This is a genomic window from Clostridium sp. FP1, from assembly GCF_011065975.2.
GTDB classification, from domain to species: Bacteria; Bacillota; Clostridia; order Clostridiales; family Clostridiaceae; genus Clostridium_AD; species Clostridium_AD tagluense.
The window spans coordinates 2852117-2868334 of the sequence record NZ_JAAMNJ020000001.1 but is presented as its reverse complement, the minus strand read 5'-3'; the positions used below and the strand labels follow the sequence as shown (position 1 = coordinate 2868334).

Here is a 16218-nt window from a genome sequence, read left to right as displayed (position 1 = left end):
TAAGTCAGCTAGCCTTTTTTATTATATTCCATTATTTTTATTGTGTCTATGGGTGTAAAATATGAGTAATAATAATATAAAATCTTTTAATCTCTTAATTTATGATAGCTTTTACTGTATAATAGAACATATAACACTTATTAGGAGAGATGTAAATGAAAAAAATTGAATTACTAGCCCCTGCTGGAAGTATGGAAAGCGTAATTGCAGCAGTGCAAATGAGGGCAGATGCAGTTTATATAGGAGGAAGCAAATTCTCAGCAAGAGCTTATGCTTTTAATTTTGATAATGAGAATATTACTCGCGCAGTGGATTATTGCCACATATATGGAGTTCGCGTATATGTCACTTTAAATACCTTAGTAAAGGATAATGAACTTAAAGAAATTATGGAGTATGTAGGCTTTTTATATAGCATAGGAGTAGATGCACTTATAGTTCAAGATACGGGACTTATATATTTAATAAGGAATAATTTTCCTGGTTTTGAGCTTCATGCATCTACACAAATGACGATCCATAATGGTGAAGGAGCTTTGTTTTTAAAAAACATAGGTTTTAAAAGGATAGTTTTATCCAGAGAACTTAGTTTAAAAGAAATAGATTACATATCTAATACTTTAAAAGTGGAAACGGAAGTTTTTGTTCATGGAGCACTATGTATATGTTATTCAGGGCAGTGCCTTATGAGTAGTATTATAGGTGGTAGAAGTGGAAATAGAGGCAGATGTGCCCAGCCCTGTAGATTACCTTATACACTAATAGATAAAAACACTAATAAAGAACATAAGGCATACATTTTAAGCCCTAAAGATACTTGTACTTTAGATAACTTAAAAGATATAGTAAGAACAGGTACTTCTTCACTAAAAATTGAAGGAAGAATGAAAAAACCAGAATATGTTTCAGGTGTTGTGGAGATATATAGACGTGAACTTGACAATATTTATAACAATAAAATACAAAAGTTAGATGGGGATACTAAAGTTTTAACACAATTATTTAATAGAGAAGGTTTTTCAAAGGCTTATTTATATGGTAATAGTGGAAAAGATATGATGGCATATAAGGTTCCTAAGAATTCTGGAATTCCAATAGGAAAAGTTGCCGCTGATTTATCAGTAACTCTTTTAGAAAAGGTAGCTTTAAAAGATGGCGTAATGTTTAATGAGGATGGATTTGCCATATCAAAAATTATTGTGAAGGGAATGGAAGTTCAAAACGCAGTAATGGGGGATAGGGTTTTATTAAAACCAACTAAATATAAAGCTGGGGACATTTTATATAAGATTTCTGATGTTAAGCTTATGAATGAGCTTTCAAAAAGTTATAGCGATGCATTTAAGAGAAAAATAGAATTAAATCTCTTAATAGACTTTAGTGTAAATAAGCCATTATGCATAAGTACTATTTACATGGGAAAGAATTTCAATGCTTTCGGAGAGATTGTTCAAGCAGCTCTAAACAAACCATTAGATAGTGAGCGCATTATTAAAAATCTGTCTAAAACAGGAGATACTCCTTTTAAAATAAATGAAGTGAATTTTGAAAACTTTGAAGATGGATTCTTGCCAATGGCTGCATTAAATTCAGTAAGGCGAGAACTAACAGAGAGTATTCAAAACTATATAACAGAAAAGTATAAAAGAGAAAATAGCGGTAAACAAATTAATTACAATAAGAAAAAAAGTTTACAAGTAGAAAATAATTTTATAGAAGCTTCAGATAAGAAGGATAGCACTATACCAGAGACACTTATATATGTAAGTAATGAGCAGCAGCTAAGAGCAGTAATAGAAATGGGTTTTGATAACATCGCTATAAACCCTTTTATGAGAGAGTGTAATATTGATTTTAATAAGTATGATGTAAATATTTATCTCAAGGTACCTAATATTATCAAGGGTGAATTCGAAAGTGTTTGTGAGTTTATTGAAAATAACTTAGGCAATATAAAAGGTATTATTACAGCTAATTTAGGAATAATTAATAGATTTAACAAGAAAATAAGTATAATTGGAGATTACAAATTAAATATTTTTAATAGTTATGCAGGAGATTTTTACAAGGATTTCCTTACGGGAACTTGCATTAGTGCAGAGCTTAACCAAAAGGAAATTAAGGAAATAGGGGCTAAAAGTTCGCTGCCACTGCAAATTATGGTTTATGGTAAATATGAACTTATGGTTAGTGAATATTGTGCTATAGGAAGTGTTTTTGGTGGTAAAAGTGATAATAAAACCTGCAGTGAGAAATGTACTACTGGATGTTATACACTTAAGGATAGAATGAATGAAGAGTTTAGAATTAATACTGATAAATATTGTAGAAGCTATATTTACAATAATGTGCCAGTGAATTTGATTTCTAATATGACAGAAATCATAAAAAACAATATTTCTTGTTTTAGATTAGATTTTATTCATGAAAATTATGAAGAAACTCTTGAGGTTCTTCATAATTATATTAAAAGAACTTGGAGCACAGAATTTAAGGATTATACGAGGGGCCACTACAAAAGAGGCGTAGAATAAAGGAAAGACGGTGAAATTATGAATACTAAATCATTAAAAGTTTTAGAATATTATAAAATTAAAGACAAAATTAAAGAATATACTCATACTACGGCGGGTAAGGATATTATAGAAAAATTAGAACCCTACACAAATATGTATGAAGTACGTGAACACTTACAGGAGACTAATGAGGCACTACTTCTTTTGTCAAAAAAAGGAAGTGCACCTTTTGAAGGGATATACGATGTTCGAGATGCAATAAGCAGAGCATCTAAAGGGGCCTCACTTATGCCAACGCAGCTCCTGCGAATAGCTCAGATGCTTAGGTGTGCTAGATTATTTCAAAATTATGTTGGAAGCAAAGGCGGAGAAACTTCTAGAGTTTTAGAAGATATATGTATCGGAATTGTTCCAATAAAAAAATTAGAAGATGAAATTTTTATAGCCATAATAGGTGATGATGAAATTTCTGATAGGGCTAGTAGTTTACTTTTTAATTTAAGAAAATCACTAAAAGAGAAAAATTCTTCCGTAAAGGAAAAGGTAAATTCATTAGTTAGATCTAATGCAAAATATCTTCAAGAAAGTCTTTATACTATAAGAGGAGATAGATATGTAATTCCTGTTAAAATAGAGCATAAAAGCAGTGTTCCGGGTATTGTTCATGATCAGAGTTCCTCTGGAGCTACATTATTCATTGAGCCAATGAGCCTCGTGAATTTAAACAATCAAATCAAAGAAATAATGCTAAAGGAAAAAGCTGAGGTTGAAAGAATTTTAGCTGAACTATCCTATAAAATATATGAAAATATAAATATTGTTGATAGCAATGCAAATATAGTATGGGAATTAGATTTTATTTTTGCTAAAGCAAGATATGCAATAGAAATTAATGCCATTATCCCTAGTGTTAATGATGAGGGAGTAATAGATATAATTGAGGCTAGGCACCCTTTGATAGACCCTAAGGTAGTAGTGCCAAGTAATATATACTTAGGAAGAGGATTTACCTCACTAGTAATAACAGGACCCAATACTGGCGGTAAAACAGTAACTTTAAAAACTGTGGGCTTAATCCAGTTAATGGCTATGAGTGGGATTTTAATTCCAGCTAGAGATGGCTCTGTGGTAAGCTTTTTCAATGAAATTTTCGCAGATATAGGTGATGAGCAAAGCATAGAACAAAGCTTATCTACTTTTTCTTCTCATATGACAAACATAGTAAACATAATTGAAAAAGCAGATAAAAAAACCTTAGCTTTATTTGATGAATTAGGTGCTGGAACAGATCCCACAGAGGGAGCAGCGCTTGCTGTATCAATTCTGGAAAATTTAAGATCAAGAGGGTCAAAAGTAGTTGCAACTACACATTACAGTGAATTAAAAGGATATGCATTAAAAACTACAGGTGTGGAAAATGCTTCTGTAGAATTTAATGTGGACACACTAAGTCCTACTTACAGACTAATAATTGGAGTGCCAGGTAAATCTAATGCTTTTGAGATTTCTAAGAGGCTCGGTCTTCCTGATTATATTATTAAAAATGCTAGAGAAAATATTTCTAAAGAAACCTTAGAATTTGAAGAATTAGTTCAAAGTCTTCAAGAAAAGAGCATAAAGGCAGAAAAAGATGCTAGGACTGCAGAGGGTTTGAAACTAGAAGCTAGTAAGTTAAAAGATAAATATCAGGAAAAATTATATAAACTTGAAAACATTAGAGAAAATGCAATGTATGAAGCTCAAAGAGAAGCAAAAATGCTAGTAAGAAATGCTAAGGAAGAATCTGATGTTATTCTTAAAAACATGAGAGAACTAGAAAAACTGGGATTCCCATCTGAAGCAAGACAAATGCTTGAAGAGGAAAGAATGAAAATCAAAGATAAGCTTGAAAGCTTAGATAAGCATGTACAAAAAAACAATGAGGATCTAGGAGAAAAGCTAAAAACTGTAAAAGAAGGCCAAGAAGTATATTTGCCATCACTTGATCAGAAAGTTATTGTAATTTCAAAACCTGATAGTCGCGGTGAGCTGCAAGTTCAAGCAGGTATTATGAAGATAAATGTTAAAGTAGATGATTTGCGCAAGTCAAAGGTTACGCAGGAAGAAAAGAAAAAGGCCAAGATAAATAAGAGAGAGCTTAAGCTAAATTTAAGAAATGTATCTACCTCCGTAGATTTAAGAGGTATGGATGCGCAGGAAGCCGTATATACTGTTGATAAGTATTTAGATGATGCTTATTTAGGAGGTCTTAAAGAGGTTACCATTATTCATGGTAAAGGCACGGGTGTTTTAAGAAATACTATTACAGATATGTTAAAGAGACATGGTCATTCTAAGGCCTACAGGTTAGGAAATTATGGTGAGGGCGGTAGTGGAGTCACTATAGTAGAACTTAAATAGTTTGGCTTAATTAATAGGCAGTAAAGGATGGTGTTGGTATGATTATTGTAAGTGCCTGTTTATGTGGCATTGATTGTAAGTATAATGGTGGCAATAATTTAGATGCACGTGTACTAAAACTCTTAAAAGAAGGAAAAGCAATTCCTGTCTGCCCAGAACAACTAGGAGGGCAAGAAACTCCTAGGGCAGCACATGAAATTGTAAATGGAAACGGCTCAGATGTGCTAAAGGGTAAAGCTAGGATTCTTGGGCCAGAAGGTGATGATGTAACCCAACAATTTATAAAAGGTGCTTATGAAACACTAAAAATTGCAGAAGCAGCTGAAGCTAGTATCGCTATTTTAAAGGCACGAAGTCCTTCTTGTGGAACTTTCCAAATATATGATGGCACTTTTAGTGCAACTAAGAGAGAGGGTAATGGAGTTACTGCAGAGTTATTATTATCTAAGGGCATAAAAGTTTATACTGAAGAAAATTTAGATGGAGTAAAATTTGACTAAGGGGGAATTAAGATGAATTATAAAGATGTTTTAAAAGAAGCTAAAGGGAATTTAAATAAAAGCTGCAGAGTTTGCCCTATATGTAACGGAGTTGCTTGTGCCGGAGAGGTGCCTGGAATGGGCGGAAAAGGAACTGGAGATGCTTTTAAAATCAATATAGAATCACTTAATGCTCATAAACTTAATATGAGGACCATACATGATGCTAAAAATCCTGATACATCCACAGAGCTATTTGGGCGAAAAATGGATATGCCTGTGTTTGCGGCCCCGGTATCCGGAACTACATTAAATATGGGTGGTAAGTTTAGTGAAGAAGAGTATATATCTTGGATTATTGGTGGGTGCCTCTCGGGAGGGATTTTCCCAATGGTTGGAGATACTGCCGTAGATTCTTTTCTCACAACTAATCTTGACCAACTAGAAAAACAGGGTGGAAATGGAATCGCAATCATAAAGCCTTGGGAAAATGCTTCAGTTATAGAAAAAATTAAATTAGCGGAAAAGGCAGGTGCATTTGCTATAGGTATGGATATAGATGCCTGTGGTCTTATTACCTTGGCCCTGGCTGGCAAGCCAGTTATGCCTAAAAATGTACAAGAGATTAGAGAAATTGTTGAATCAACGAAACTTCCATTTATTCTTAAGGGAATAATGACTGTAGATGAAGCAGAACTTGCAGTAGAAGCTGGAGTAGCTGCAATTGTAGTATCAAACCATGGAGGAAGAGTATTAGACCAAACTCCGGGTGTCGCAGATGTTCTCAAGGGAATTGCAAAAGCAGTTAAGGGAAAAGTAATTATTTTAGCTGATGGTGGAGTTCGTAGTGGTGCGGATATACTTAAAATGTTAGCACTAGGTGCAGACGCAGTACTTATTGGTAGACCTTTTGTAGTAGCATCCTTTGGAGGTAAGGCAGAGGGTGTGAAATCTTACATTGATTTATTGAAAAGTGAATTAAAATCAGCAATGGTGCTGACAGGATGCAACTCTATAAAAAATGTTAATAAAAGAATTTTATATTAAATTTACACTAAAAGTCACTGAAATATTGTGACTTTTTTTGAATTATTCCATTTCCTTTAGCAGGTTGAATTGACAAAAAAAAATCATGTATTATACTAAAATTATGAATATTTAAAATTTTTCTATAAAGATGCAGGGGGTTTTTATAAATGTTTAATAATATTAGTCAAGTACAAGAGTTTATAAAACAAAATAATATTAAATTTATAGATTTTAAAGTAGTAACGTTACCGGGGCGATGGAATCATTTAACTATACCTGTTGAGAGGCTATCAGAAAAGACTTTTTCTGAAGGAATAGGGTTTGATGGATCAAGTTATGGATACTCAACTATAGAGGATTCAGATATGAGGTTTCTTCCTGACATGACCACAGCTTTTGTTGATCCATATTGCAAGATACCAACTTTAAGTATGATTGCAAATATGTATACTCTTGGAAAAAATGAAGGAAGATTTTCTGGTGACCCAAGATTTATAGCTGAAAAAGCAGAAAAATATATGAGAGAACTGGGAATAGCTGATGAATATGCAATAGGACCTGAATTTGAGTTTTATATATTTGATCACATAAATTATGAAGTTACAAGCCATCATCAAGAGGTTTTCATAGATTCTAAGCAAGCACCATGGAATACCAACAATAAAGAGGAGAATTTTGGATATAAAGCACCTTTCCAAAAAAGTTACCATTTAGGCTTACCTTATGATCTTAATAATGATCTAAGAAGTGAAATATGTTTAAAACTCGAAGAGATGGGCATAGCCGTGAAATATCATCATCATGAGGTGGGATCCGCTGGGCAACTTGAAGTAGAGGTTGAACTAGGTGAAATGACTAAAATGGCTGATGCTACAATGATGGCAAAGTACCTAATTAAAAATGAAGCAGTTGCTCACGGAAAAACAGCTACTTTTATGCCTAAACCATTATTTGGAGAAGCAGGAAGTGGAATGCACGTTCATATGCTTTTAAGAAAAAATGGAAAAAACCTTTTCTTTGATGAAAATGGATACTCTCAAATGAGTGAAACTGCTCTATATTTCATTGGCGGAATATTAAAGCATTCTAAGGCGTTACTTGCATTTACCAATCCCTCAACTAATTCTTATAAAAGATTAGTACCGGGTTTTGAAGCACCAGTATCAATTTGTTTTGCTACAGGAAATAGAAGTGCAGTAATAAGAATTCCGGGATATATTAAAGATCCAGAAGCTAGAAGATTTGAATTTAGACCATCAGATGCTACGGCAAATCCATACTTAGCATATTCTGCACTACTTATGGCTGGTATCGATGGTATTGAAAATAAAATTGATCCTACTGTAGAAGGTTTCGGACCATATGATGTAAACGTTTTTGATTTGCCCGAGGAAGAAAGAAATAAAATTGAGACCTTGCCAAGATCTTTAGATGAGGCACTTGAAGAACTTAAAAAGGATTCTAGCTTCTTATTAAAAGGCAACGTATTTGATGAGCATTTTATTAATACCTGGATTAAGTTTAAATATGAAAAGGAAATAAAAAAGGTAATTCCAGTTCCGTCACCAATAGAATTTCAATTGTATTATGATTTATAATTTTTAATAATAAAGATTAAATAAGTAATTAGTATTATGTATGTTAAGAGAAAGGGGTTAAATCATGATTAAAAGACTTGATGAGTTAATAGAACTTGCTATAGGTAAAGAAAAAAAAATATTATCAGTAGCTGTAGCACAAGATAGCATAGTTTTAAAGGCGGTGGTAGAAGCAGTTAAACTACAAATTGTTGATGCCATATTAGTTGGTGATGAAGATAAAATAGTGGAAATTGCACTAAGTCAAAATTTAAATCTTGAAAATATTAGAATTGTAAATGAGAAAAACATAATAAAAGCTGCAGCAAAAGCAGTAGAACTTGTATCCAGTGGTGAGGCTCATTTCATCATGAAAGGGATGCTTGGTACTTCTGATTTATTAAAAGCAGTGTTAAACAAAGAAGCCAACTTAAGAGGCAAAGGACTTTTATCACATGTTATGGTTTATGATGTACCTGCTTACCACAAATTATTGTTTTTAACTGATGGAGGCATGGTTACTTGTCCTGAACTTAAAGAAAAAATTGAAATAATTAATAATGCAGTAGATGTGGCACATGCCTTGCAAATAGATATTCCAAAGGTTGCACCTATTTGCGCTGTGGAAGTTGTTAATCCTTCAATGCAGGCAACATTAGATGCTGCGGCACTATCACTAATGAATAAAAGAGGGCAAATAAAAGGTTGTTTAATTGATGGTCCTTTGGGGCTAGACAATGCAATCTCAAAAGAGGCTGCAGAGCATAAGGGTATTATTAGCGATGTAGCTGGTGATAGTGACATTTTACTTGTACCAAATATAGAGGCTGGAAACTTTTTAGGTAAATCTCTTACGTATTTTGCAAAAGCTGAAAGTGCGGGCATTATAGTAGGAGCAAAATGTCCAGTAGTATTGGTTTCAAGGGCTGATAGTGCAAAATCTAAATTATATTCTATAGCTCTTGGAGCAGTGGTAGTTTAAAAATTAAGGTGTTTAACATTTAATAATTGTTAAGTGCTCATGGGGGATACAAGAGGTTCAACAATTAATAATTGTTGAGTACTTATGAGAAAGGCAAGGGGCTAAACAATTGATAATTGTTTAGTGCCCATAAGTAATACAAGGGGGATATAATATATGAAAAAAATAATAATGTCAGGTAATGAAGCAATTGCAAGAGGTGCTTATGAAGCTGGATGCCATATAGCTTCAGCTTATCCAGGAACACCTAGTACAGAAATACTAGAAAACTTCGCGAAATATGAAGGTGTTTATGCAGAATGGGCACCTAATGAAAAAGTAGCATTCGAAGTCGCATCCGGTGCATCTATTGGTGGAGCAAGAACACTCACTACTATGAAGCATGTAGGATTAAATGTAGCTGCTGACCCTTTATTTACAATGGCTTATGAAGGCGTTAACGGAGGATTTGTTGTGGTTACAGCAGATGACCCTGGAATGCATTCCTCTCAAAATGAGCAGGATAATAGATACTATGCACCACATGCTAAAGTAGCAATGGTAGAACCATCTGATTCACAAGAATGCTTAGACTATATGAAAGCAGCTTATGAAATTAGTGAAAAATTTGATACGCTTGTCTTATTTAGAGTTACTACAAGAGTATGTCATTCTAAATCTGCACTAGAACTTGGAGAAAAAAAATCAGTAGAAGTTAAACCTTACGAAAAGAATATTAAGAAGTACATTATGACGCCAGCGCATTCAAAATCTAAACATTATGAAGTAGAAGAAAGATTAGATGCACTAAGAAAATACTCTAATACTTCACCTTTAAACAGAATAGAAATGGGAGATACTAAAATAGGAATAATCACCAGTGGTATTTCTTATCAATACTCTAAAGAAGTTTTTGGAGATAGTGCTTGCTACTTAAAAATAGGAATGAGTTATCCTCTTCCAGATGAGATGATTAGAGAATTTGCAGCTAAGGTTGAAAAACTATATATAATAGAAGAGAATGACCCATATTTAGAGACTGAAATAAAAGCAATGGGAATTGAATGCATAGGAAAAGAAGTAATTCCTATTTGTGATGAATTAAATCCTGACATAATAAGAAGGGCTATTCTAGGTGAAGTTAATGACCTTACTTATAAAACAGATGTACAAGCTCCATCAAGACCACCAGTATTATGCCCAGGTTGCCCGCATAGAGGAATCTTTTATGAAGTATCTAAATATAAAGATATAATATCATCTGGTGATATAGGATGCTATACACTAGGCATGGTAGCACCTCTTAGTGTAACAGATACAGTTATATGTATGGGTGCTTCAATTTCAGCAGGTACAGGAATTGAAAGAGCCAATATGGTTGCCAGTAGAGATGATAAAAAAGTTTTTGCTTTTATTGGAGACTCAACTTTCTTCCATTCAGGAATAACGGGGCTTATAAATGCAGTTTATAATAATACCCCGATAGTTACTTGTATTTTGGATAATAGAATTACTGGTATGACAGGACATCAAGAAAATCCTGGTACAGGAAAAACCCTTCAAGGAACTCCCGCACCTATGATTGATATTGAACAGTTAGTTCTTGCCTGTGGTATTAAAGCAGAAAATATAAGAGTAGTAGATCCATATAAACTAGATGAGACTAAGAGTGCAGTGAAAGAAGCACATGCTAGCACAGAACCCTTTGTAATCATTACAAAACAACCTTGTGCATTAATTAAGGATGTACTTAAAGCTAGAGCAGGAATTAAATGTGTTATTGATCAAGAAAAATGTAAAAAGTGTAAGGCTTGTTTAAAAATAGGCTGTCCGGCGATAAAATTCCAAAATGGAGTTGTAACTATAGACGCTACCATGTGTAATGGCTGCGGAATATGTATGCAAGTATGCCCATTTAAAGCTATAGAAAAGGTTGGTGAATAATTATGCGCGAAAATAAAAATGTATTATTTGTAGGTGTAGGTGGACAAGGAACTATTCTAGCATCTAAAATTTTGACAGAAGGACTTTTAAAAAGTGGATATGATGTAAAAATGTCAGAAGTTCACGGCATGGCTCAAAGAGGTGGAAGTGTTACTACTCAAGTAAGATTTGGAGAAAAAATTTATTCACCTCTAATAGAAAAAGGTAAAGTGGATGTAATAGTATCCTTCGAAAAAAGTGAAGCAGCTAGATATTTGCCTTATTTAAAGAAAGATGGTTATATGGTAGTCAATGATTATGAAATATATCCTATACCAGTTTTAATAGGTAAAGAAAAATATCCTGAAAATGTAAACGAAAGATTAGGTGACGTAGTTAATAACATAATAGTTATTAATGCAGCTGGAATCGCTAAAAATCTTGGGAATATTAAAGCTCAAAATGTAGTTCTACTAGGAGCATTAATTAAAGTACTTAAATTACAAGATATAAACTGGGAAGGAGTTATTAGTGATATAGTACCTCCTAAAGCTGTAGAAATAAACAAGAAGGCATTTAGTGCAGGTATGGGTGTTCAGTAATTAACGATGTAACTTTAGTGAATTTTTAATAAGAAATAGGGGCTTTGGGTTAAAGCTCTTGTTTCTTATTTTTCATTGTAATTTACTTAATAATGCAAATATATATTTTAAATTGCGTACTAAGCAGAAAATAGTATATTTTTGTGGGATATTTCTAAAAATTTGATATAATATAAATAAAGGTTCTACACCAGAGAGCGATAAGAGGCAAAATAATTGTTTCGTGCTCCAGAGGACTACGAGGGGGAAATAAAAATGCCAATATACTCACCAGCATCTAAAGAAATATTAGAAATTATAAAGCAATATACAAAAAAAGGTGAAGTCGTTAAGATATTTGACCCTTTGGAATATAATAATATATTATATAGAGAAATTACATTTTCTAAAAAACTATTTAGAAATTTTCGAAAAGAAAATTTGGGGTATCTTTATATTAATGAAAAAAATGAAATCGTAAATGAAAAATCACTACAAGAAAGACTAGCAAAACTAGCCTATTTTTCAGATATATTTTATAATACAGAAAGCAGAACCTGTATAGTAAATGCATTTCAAGAGGATGGTACAATTGAAAAGGATAAGAAGGATTATAAATTAGTGGAGGCGGGTTTAGATTTCTTAACTAAAGAAGGAATTGTGGATTCGGAACAAGTAAAACAAGTTGTTATTAAATTGCCTAGTGTTAGAAAAAATAACAATGCGGTTTTAAAACAACTTATGGCTAAAGCAGGGGAATATAAAACAGAAAAAAAATATTTTAATGCGCATATGCTGGAAGAACTATTACCGATATATAGAGAGGCTTTAAGCATAAATCTACAAAAGATAAAATTGATAGACTCTGGAAGTGGATGTTATTCAAATATTAAAAAAACTGCAGAAAAAAAGAGAAAACAGATGTCCATTAGATTTAACCATAAACTAACGCAGCCATTAATGAAGATAAGTTATATGATGGGGTATTTTAATAAATTGGTTGATACTTGCATTATCATAAGTAAAATGTCAGACACTGAATATTTTAAGTACTTAGGCACTATTGAAAAAGAAAACATTGATTATAGAGTAAATTTAAATAGAAGCAAAAAGAACTCCTAATTTGGAGTTCTTTTTACATTTATTCAACAGTTATATAGACAGCATCTTCTTCTCTAACGACTTTTATATATTCAACTTCTGGATCTTCAGTTCCTTGAACATATAATCCAGTTGCTTTTAATTTTTCAACATAATCTATAATCTCTTGAGTTATTCTCTCACCAGGGCAAAGTATTGGAATACCAGGTGGGTAAGCCATTAAAAATTCTCCGCTTATCATGCCCACACTCTTTTTAATTTCTACAGCAGTATTTACACTGTTGAAAGCCTCACGAGGAATCTGAACTTGATCTGGAATACTAGGAATATCAATAAAATCGGCTTTTTTTATGCCTTTGCCATAGTATTCATTACTTATTTCTCTTAAAGCTGTAAGTAATTTCTCCATTCCCTCTTCAGTATCACCAAAGGAACCAACTGCGAGTATGTTATAAAGATCAGATAATTCCATTTGTATATGATATTTGTTAGAAAGTATCATATCTAAGTCATAACCTGTTATACCTAAATCTCTACAGGTTATTGTGATTTTAGTTGGATCAATAGCGAAAGCACCAAGACCATCTAAGACCTCTTCACCAAAACAATAAAGTCCTGGAATTTTGTTTACTTCACTTCTTACATAATTGGATAAATCAATAGTTTTCTCTAAAAGCTCTTCGCCATGCAATGCAATTTGTCTTCTTGCACAATCCAATGATGCCATTAGAATGTAGGAAGGTGAAGTTGTGTGCATTAAGTTTATTAGTTGCTTAACTCTAGCTGGGCTAACAAGATTCGAATTAACATGGAGCATAGAGCTTTGCGTTAAGGAACCAATAATTTTATGAGTACTTTGACAGCATATATCTGCACCAGCTTCCATGGCAGACATTGGTAATCTATCATTAAATTTAAGATGAGGCCCATGAGCTTCATCAACTATAAGAGGAATGTCGTATTCGTGAACAATATCTGCAATGCTCTTAATATCAGTGGAAACTCCATAATAGGTTGGATTAATTATAAGTACTGCTTTTGCATCAGGATTTTCCTTTAAGGTTGCTTCTACTGTCTCTGGTGAAACTCCATGAGCGACACCTATTTTTTTATCTAGTTCTGGTTGCATATAAACTGGGACAGCACCGGCAAGTATTATGCCACCGGTTATAGATTTATGAACATTTCTAGGCACAATTATTTTTTCGCCAGATCCAACTACAGACATAATCATAGCTTGAATAGCACCTGAAGTACCATGAACTGAGAAAAATGAAGCATCAGCACCATAAGCATCTGCCGCTAATTCTTGAGCCTTTTTAATAGGCCCAGTTGAGTGATGAAAAGAATCAACAAGTTTAAAAACTGTAACGTCAATTTTAAAAGGGTTATCCCCCATAAAACTTCTAAACTGTTCATCGGCTCCTATTCCTTTTTTATGGCCAGGTACGTGCAGCGGCAAGGTATCTCTGTTAACATATTCCATTAGAGCATCAAATAATGGAGTTTCATTTTGATTTAATCTATACAATTTATACACCCCTTTCAAAGGAACTTATACTAAGGTACATGCAAATAAATGTGGAGTAAGTATACTATTTTATTTATTTTTATGTTCCAAATATTAAAAATTATTTTTTGAAATATATTCATTCAAACAATTTATAATTATAAAGGATAAAATATGCAAATGCAATAATAATTTAAAATAAAAATAAACGCTGTAGTATATTATGTAGATTTTTCTAAAACAATAGTAAAAACAACAAAATAGGTAAAGATTGGTTATTGATAAAAAGTAACTTCTATTTGTATTGCTATGATAGTATAATATGAGATAATAATTATAAGTTGTTATTTGTTTTTAGGAATTTAAGGAGGCTAATATATGACGTACAGAGAAAAATATAAAAGTTGGATTAACTCTAATTCCATAGATTTAGAATTAAAGAGTGAGTTAGAACATTTAGTAGATGAAAAAGAAATTGAAGATAGATTTTACAAAGATTTAGAGTTTGGTACAGGAGGACTAAGAGGGGTAATGGGTGCAGGAACAAACAGAATGAATATACATACCATAGGCAAAGCTACTCAAGGCCTGGCAGACTATTTAAATTCAAAATATAAGGATAATATATCAGTCAGTATTGCTTATGATTCAAGAAATATGTCAAAGGAATTTGCAGGAGCTGCTGCAAAAACACTTTGTGGTAATGGCATTTTTGTTAATTTATTTGAGCACTTAACACCAACTCCGATTTTATCTTATGCTGTCCGCGCACTAAAGTGTAAAGCAGGTATTGTTATTACTGCTTCGCATAATCCTAAAGAGTATAATGGATATAAAGTTTATGGGGATGACGGTGGACAAGTTACTGATGAGGTTGCAAATGAAATTATAACCTGTGCAGGGAGAATAAAAGACTTTTCTAAAGTGAAAACTATGGAGATTTCCAAAGCTAAAACAAATGGAATTCTAAAAATCATTGGAGAAAGTCTTTATTTATCATACATTACTAAGGTTAAGAATTTAACTATGAGAAAAGACTTAGTTTCGCAATGTGCCAAGGATTTAAAAGTAATTTATACGCCTATTCATGGTTCAGGAAATGTACCTGTGAGAAGAGTTTTAAATGAACTTGGTTATGATAATGTATTTGTTGTAAATAAACAAGAAATGCCAAATGGAAATTTTCCAACAGCACCATATCCTAATCCAGAGGATCCAAAGGTATTTACATTAGCTCTTGAAATGGCAAAAGACATTAATCCAGACATAATTTTTGGAACAGACCCTGATTGTGATCGAATCGGAGTAGTAGTCAAAGATAAAAAGGGTCAATATAAAGTTCTTACAGGAAATCAGACAGGTGTATTATTAAGCAATTATATTTTAAAATCATTGTGTGAAACTAATAAGTTATCTAACAATGGTGTGGTAATAAAAACCATTGTTACTACAGATATGGTAGAGGCCATTGGTAGAAAATATAATGTTGAAGTATTAGATGTGCTAACAGGATTTAAATATATTGGGGAAAAAATTAAAGAGTTTGAGTTGAAAGGTAAAAAAGAATTTATATTTGGGTTTGAAGAAAGTTTTGGATATTTAGCTGGAAATTTTGTACGTGATAAAGACGCAGTTATAGCAGCGATGCTAATTTGTGAGATGACACTTTACTATAAAAATAAAGGTAAGAGTTTGTACGATGCACTGATGGATATTTATAATGAACATGGATACTACGAAGAAAGTTTAGTTTCAATAGAACTAAAAGGAAAAGATGGTGCAGAAAAAATAAGTAATATATTAGAACATTTAAGGTCTTCAATGAAGGAAAACCTAGGAGAAAATAAAATTGTAAAAAAAATGGACTATAGATCTGGGTTAGAGGTGGATTTAATAGTGCACAGTCAGAAAATAATAGAACTTCCAAAATCAAATGTATTAAAGTTTGTTTTGGAGGATGGTTCTTGGTTTGTAGCTAGGCCTTCTGGTACTGAGCCAAAAATGAAAATATATTTATCTGTTAAAGGAAACTCTTTAGAAAATACAGCTGAAAAAATAATTCGGCTCAAAGAAAATGTTATGTCAATAGTTAATGAATCATACATAAATTAAAAACGGTATATTAATATAAGCCTAAAGTC

11 protein-coding genes are annotated in these 16218 nt (G+C 32.6%); 10 read left to right on the top strand and 1 reads right to left on the bottom strand.

From position 1 onward, the window contains the following. Nucleotides 1-155: 155 nt before the first annotated feature. From G9F70_RS13840 to G9F70_RS13800, 9 genes are all read left to right on the top strand, one after another. Nucleotides 156-2534, top strand: coding sequence for a DUF3656 domain-containing U32 family peptidase (locus G9F70_RS13840; protein WP_164943549.1), 2379 nt, complete (start codon nt 156-158; stop codon nt 2532-2534). Nucleotides 2535-2552: 18 nt separating this feature from the next. Then, entirely contained in the window at nt 2553-4916 is a 2364-nt protein-coding gene (locus G9F70_RS13835) for an endonuclease MutS2 (protein WP_164943548.1), read from the top strand. 38 nt (nt 4917-4954) lie between these two features. Further along, the gene (locus tag G9F70_RS13830; RefSeq protein ID WP_164943547.1) at nt 4955-5416 is read left to right on the top strand and encodes a DUF523 domain-containing protein; all 462 of its coding nucleotides are present in this window, start codon (nt 4955-4957) and stop codon (nt 5414-5416) included. Between the two features lie 12 nt (nt 5417-5428). Further along, nucleotides 5429-6442, top strand: coding sequence for an alpha-hydroxy-acid oxidizing protein (locus tag G9F70_RS13825; RefSeq protein ID WP_164943546.1), 1014 nt, complete (start codon nt 5429-5431; stop codon nt 6440-6442). Between the two features lie 149 nt (nt 6443-6591). After that, nucleotides 6592-8022 carry a type I glutamate--ammonia ligase gene (glnA, locus tag G9F70_RS13820; RefSeq protein ID WP_164943545.1) on the top strand — a complete coding sequence of 477 codons (1431 nt, stop codon included), beginning with the start codon at nt 6592-6594 and terminating at the stop codon, nt 8020-8022. A 64-nt stretch (nt 8023-8086) separates the two neighbouring features. Next, entirely contained in the window at nt 8087-8983 is an 897-nt protein-coding gene (locus tag G9F70_RS13815) for a phosphate butyryltransferase (protein ID WP_164943544.1), read from the top strand. A gap of 156 nt (nt 8984-9139) precedes the next feature. Continuing rightward, entirely contained in the window at nt 9140-10906 is a 1767-nt protein-coding gene (gene iorA / locus G9F70_RS13810) for an indolepyruvate ferredoxin oxidoreductase subunit alpha (protein WP_164943543.1), read from the top strand. Between the two features lie 2 nt (nt 10907-10908). After that, nucleotides 10909-11487: an indolepyruvate oxidoreductase subunit beta gene (locus G9F70_RS13805; protein WP_164943542.1), complete on the top strand. Its 579-nt coding sequence runs from the start codon at nt 10909-10911 to the stop codon at nt 11485-11487. A 255-nt stretch (nt 11488-11742) separates the two neighbouring features. Next, on the top strand, nt 11743-12588 hold the full coding sequence (locus tag G9F70_RS13800) for a hypothetical protein (RefSeq protein ID WP_164943541.1): 846 nt from the start codon (nt 11743-11745) through the stop codon (nt 12586-12588). Nucleotides 12589-12607: 19 nt separating this feature from the next. On the opposite strand, the gene G9F70_RS13795 is transcribed toward G9F70_RS13800, so the two are convergent. Beyond that, nucleotides 12608-14098 (bottom strand): aminotransferase class I/II-fold pyridoxal phosphate-dependent enzyme, encoded by a 1491-nt coding sequence (locus G9F70_RS13795; RefSeq protein ID WP_164943540.1) that lies wholly within the window; start codon nt 14096-14098, stop codon nt 12608-12610. Between the two features lie 357 nt (nt 14099-14455). Between G9F70_RS13795 and G9F70_RS13790 the strand changes: the two genes are divergently transcribed. Continuing rightward, complete coding sequence (locus tag G9F70_RS13790) at nt 14456-16189, top strand: phospho-sugar mutase (RefSeq protein ID WP_164943539.1); 1734 nt, start codon at nt 14456-14458, stop codon at nt 16187-16189. The last annotated feature ends 29 nt before the right edge of the window (nt 16190-16218 follow it).

Coding starts and splice junctions, on each gene's coding strand:
- glnA (WP_164943545.1), top strand. CDS start 6,592: ATGTTTAATAATATTAGTCAAGTACAAGAGTTTATAAAACAAAATAAT.
- G9F70_RS13815 (WP_164943544.1), top strand. CDS start 8,087: ATGATTAAAAGACTTGATGAGTTAATAGAACTTGCTATAGGTAAAGAA.
- iorA (WP_164943543.1), top strand. CDS start 9,140: ATGAAAAAAATAATAATGTCAGGTAATGAAGCAATTGCAAGAGGTGCT.
- G9F70_RS13790 (WP_164943539.1), top strand. CDS start 14,456: ATGACGTACAGAGAAAAATATAAAAGTTGGATTAACTCTAATTCCATA.
- G9F70_RS13835 (WP_164943548.1), top strand. CDS start 2,553: ATGAATACTAAATCATTAAAAGTTTTAGAATATTATAAAATTAAAGAC.
- G9F70_RS13825 (WP_164943546.1), top strand. CDS start 5,429: ATGAATTATAAAGATGTTTTAAAAGAAGCTAAAGGGAATTTAAATAAA.
- G9F70_RS13805 (WP_164943542.1), top strand. CDS start 10,909: ATGCGCGAAAATAAAAATGTATTATTTGTAGGTGTAGGTGGACAAGGA.
- G9F70_RS13840 (WP_164943549.1), top strand. CDS start 156: ATGAAAAAAATTGAATTACTAGCCCCTGCTGGAAGTATGGAAAGCGTA.
- G9F70_RS13830 (WP_164943547.1), top strand. CDS start 4,955: ATGATTATTGTAAGTGCCTGTTTATGTGGCATTGATTGTAAGTATAAT.
- G9F70_RS13800 (WP_164943541.1), top strand. CDS start 11,743: ATGCCAATATACTCACCAGCATCTAAAGAAATATTAGAAATTATAAAG.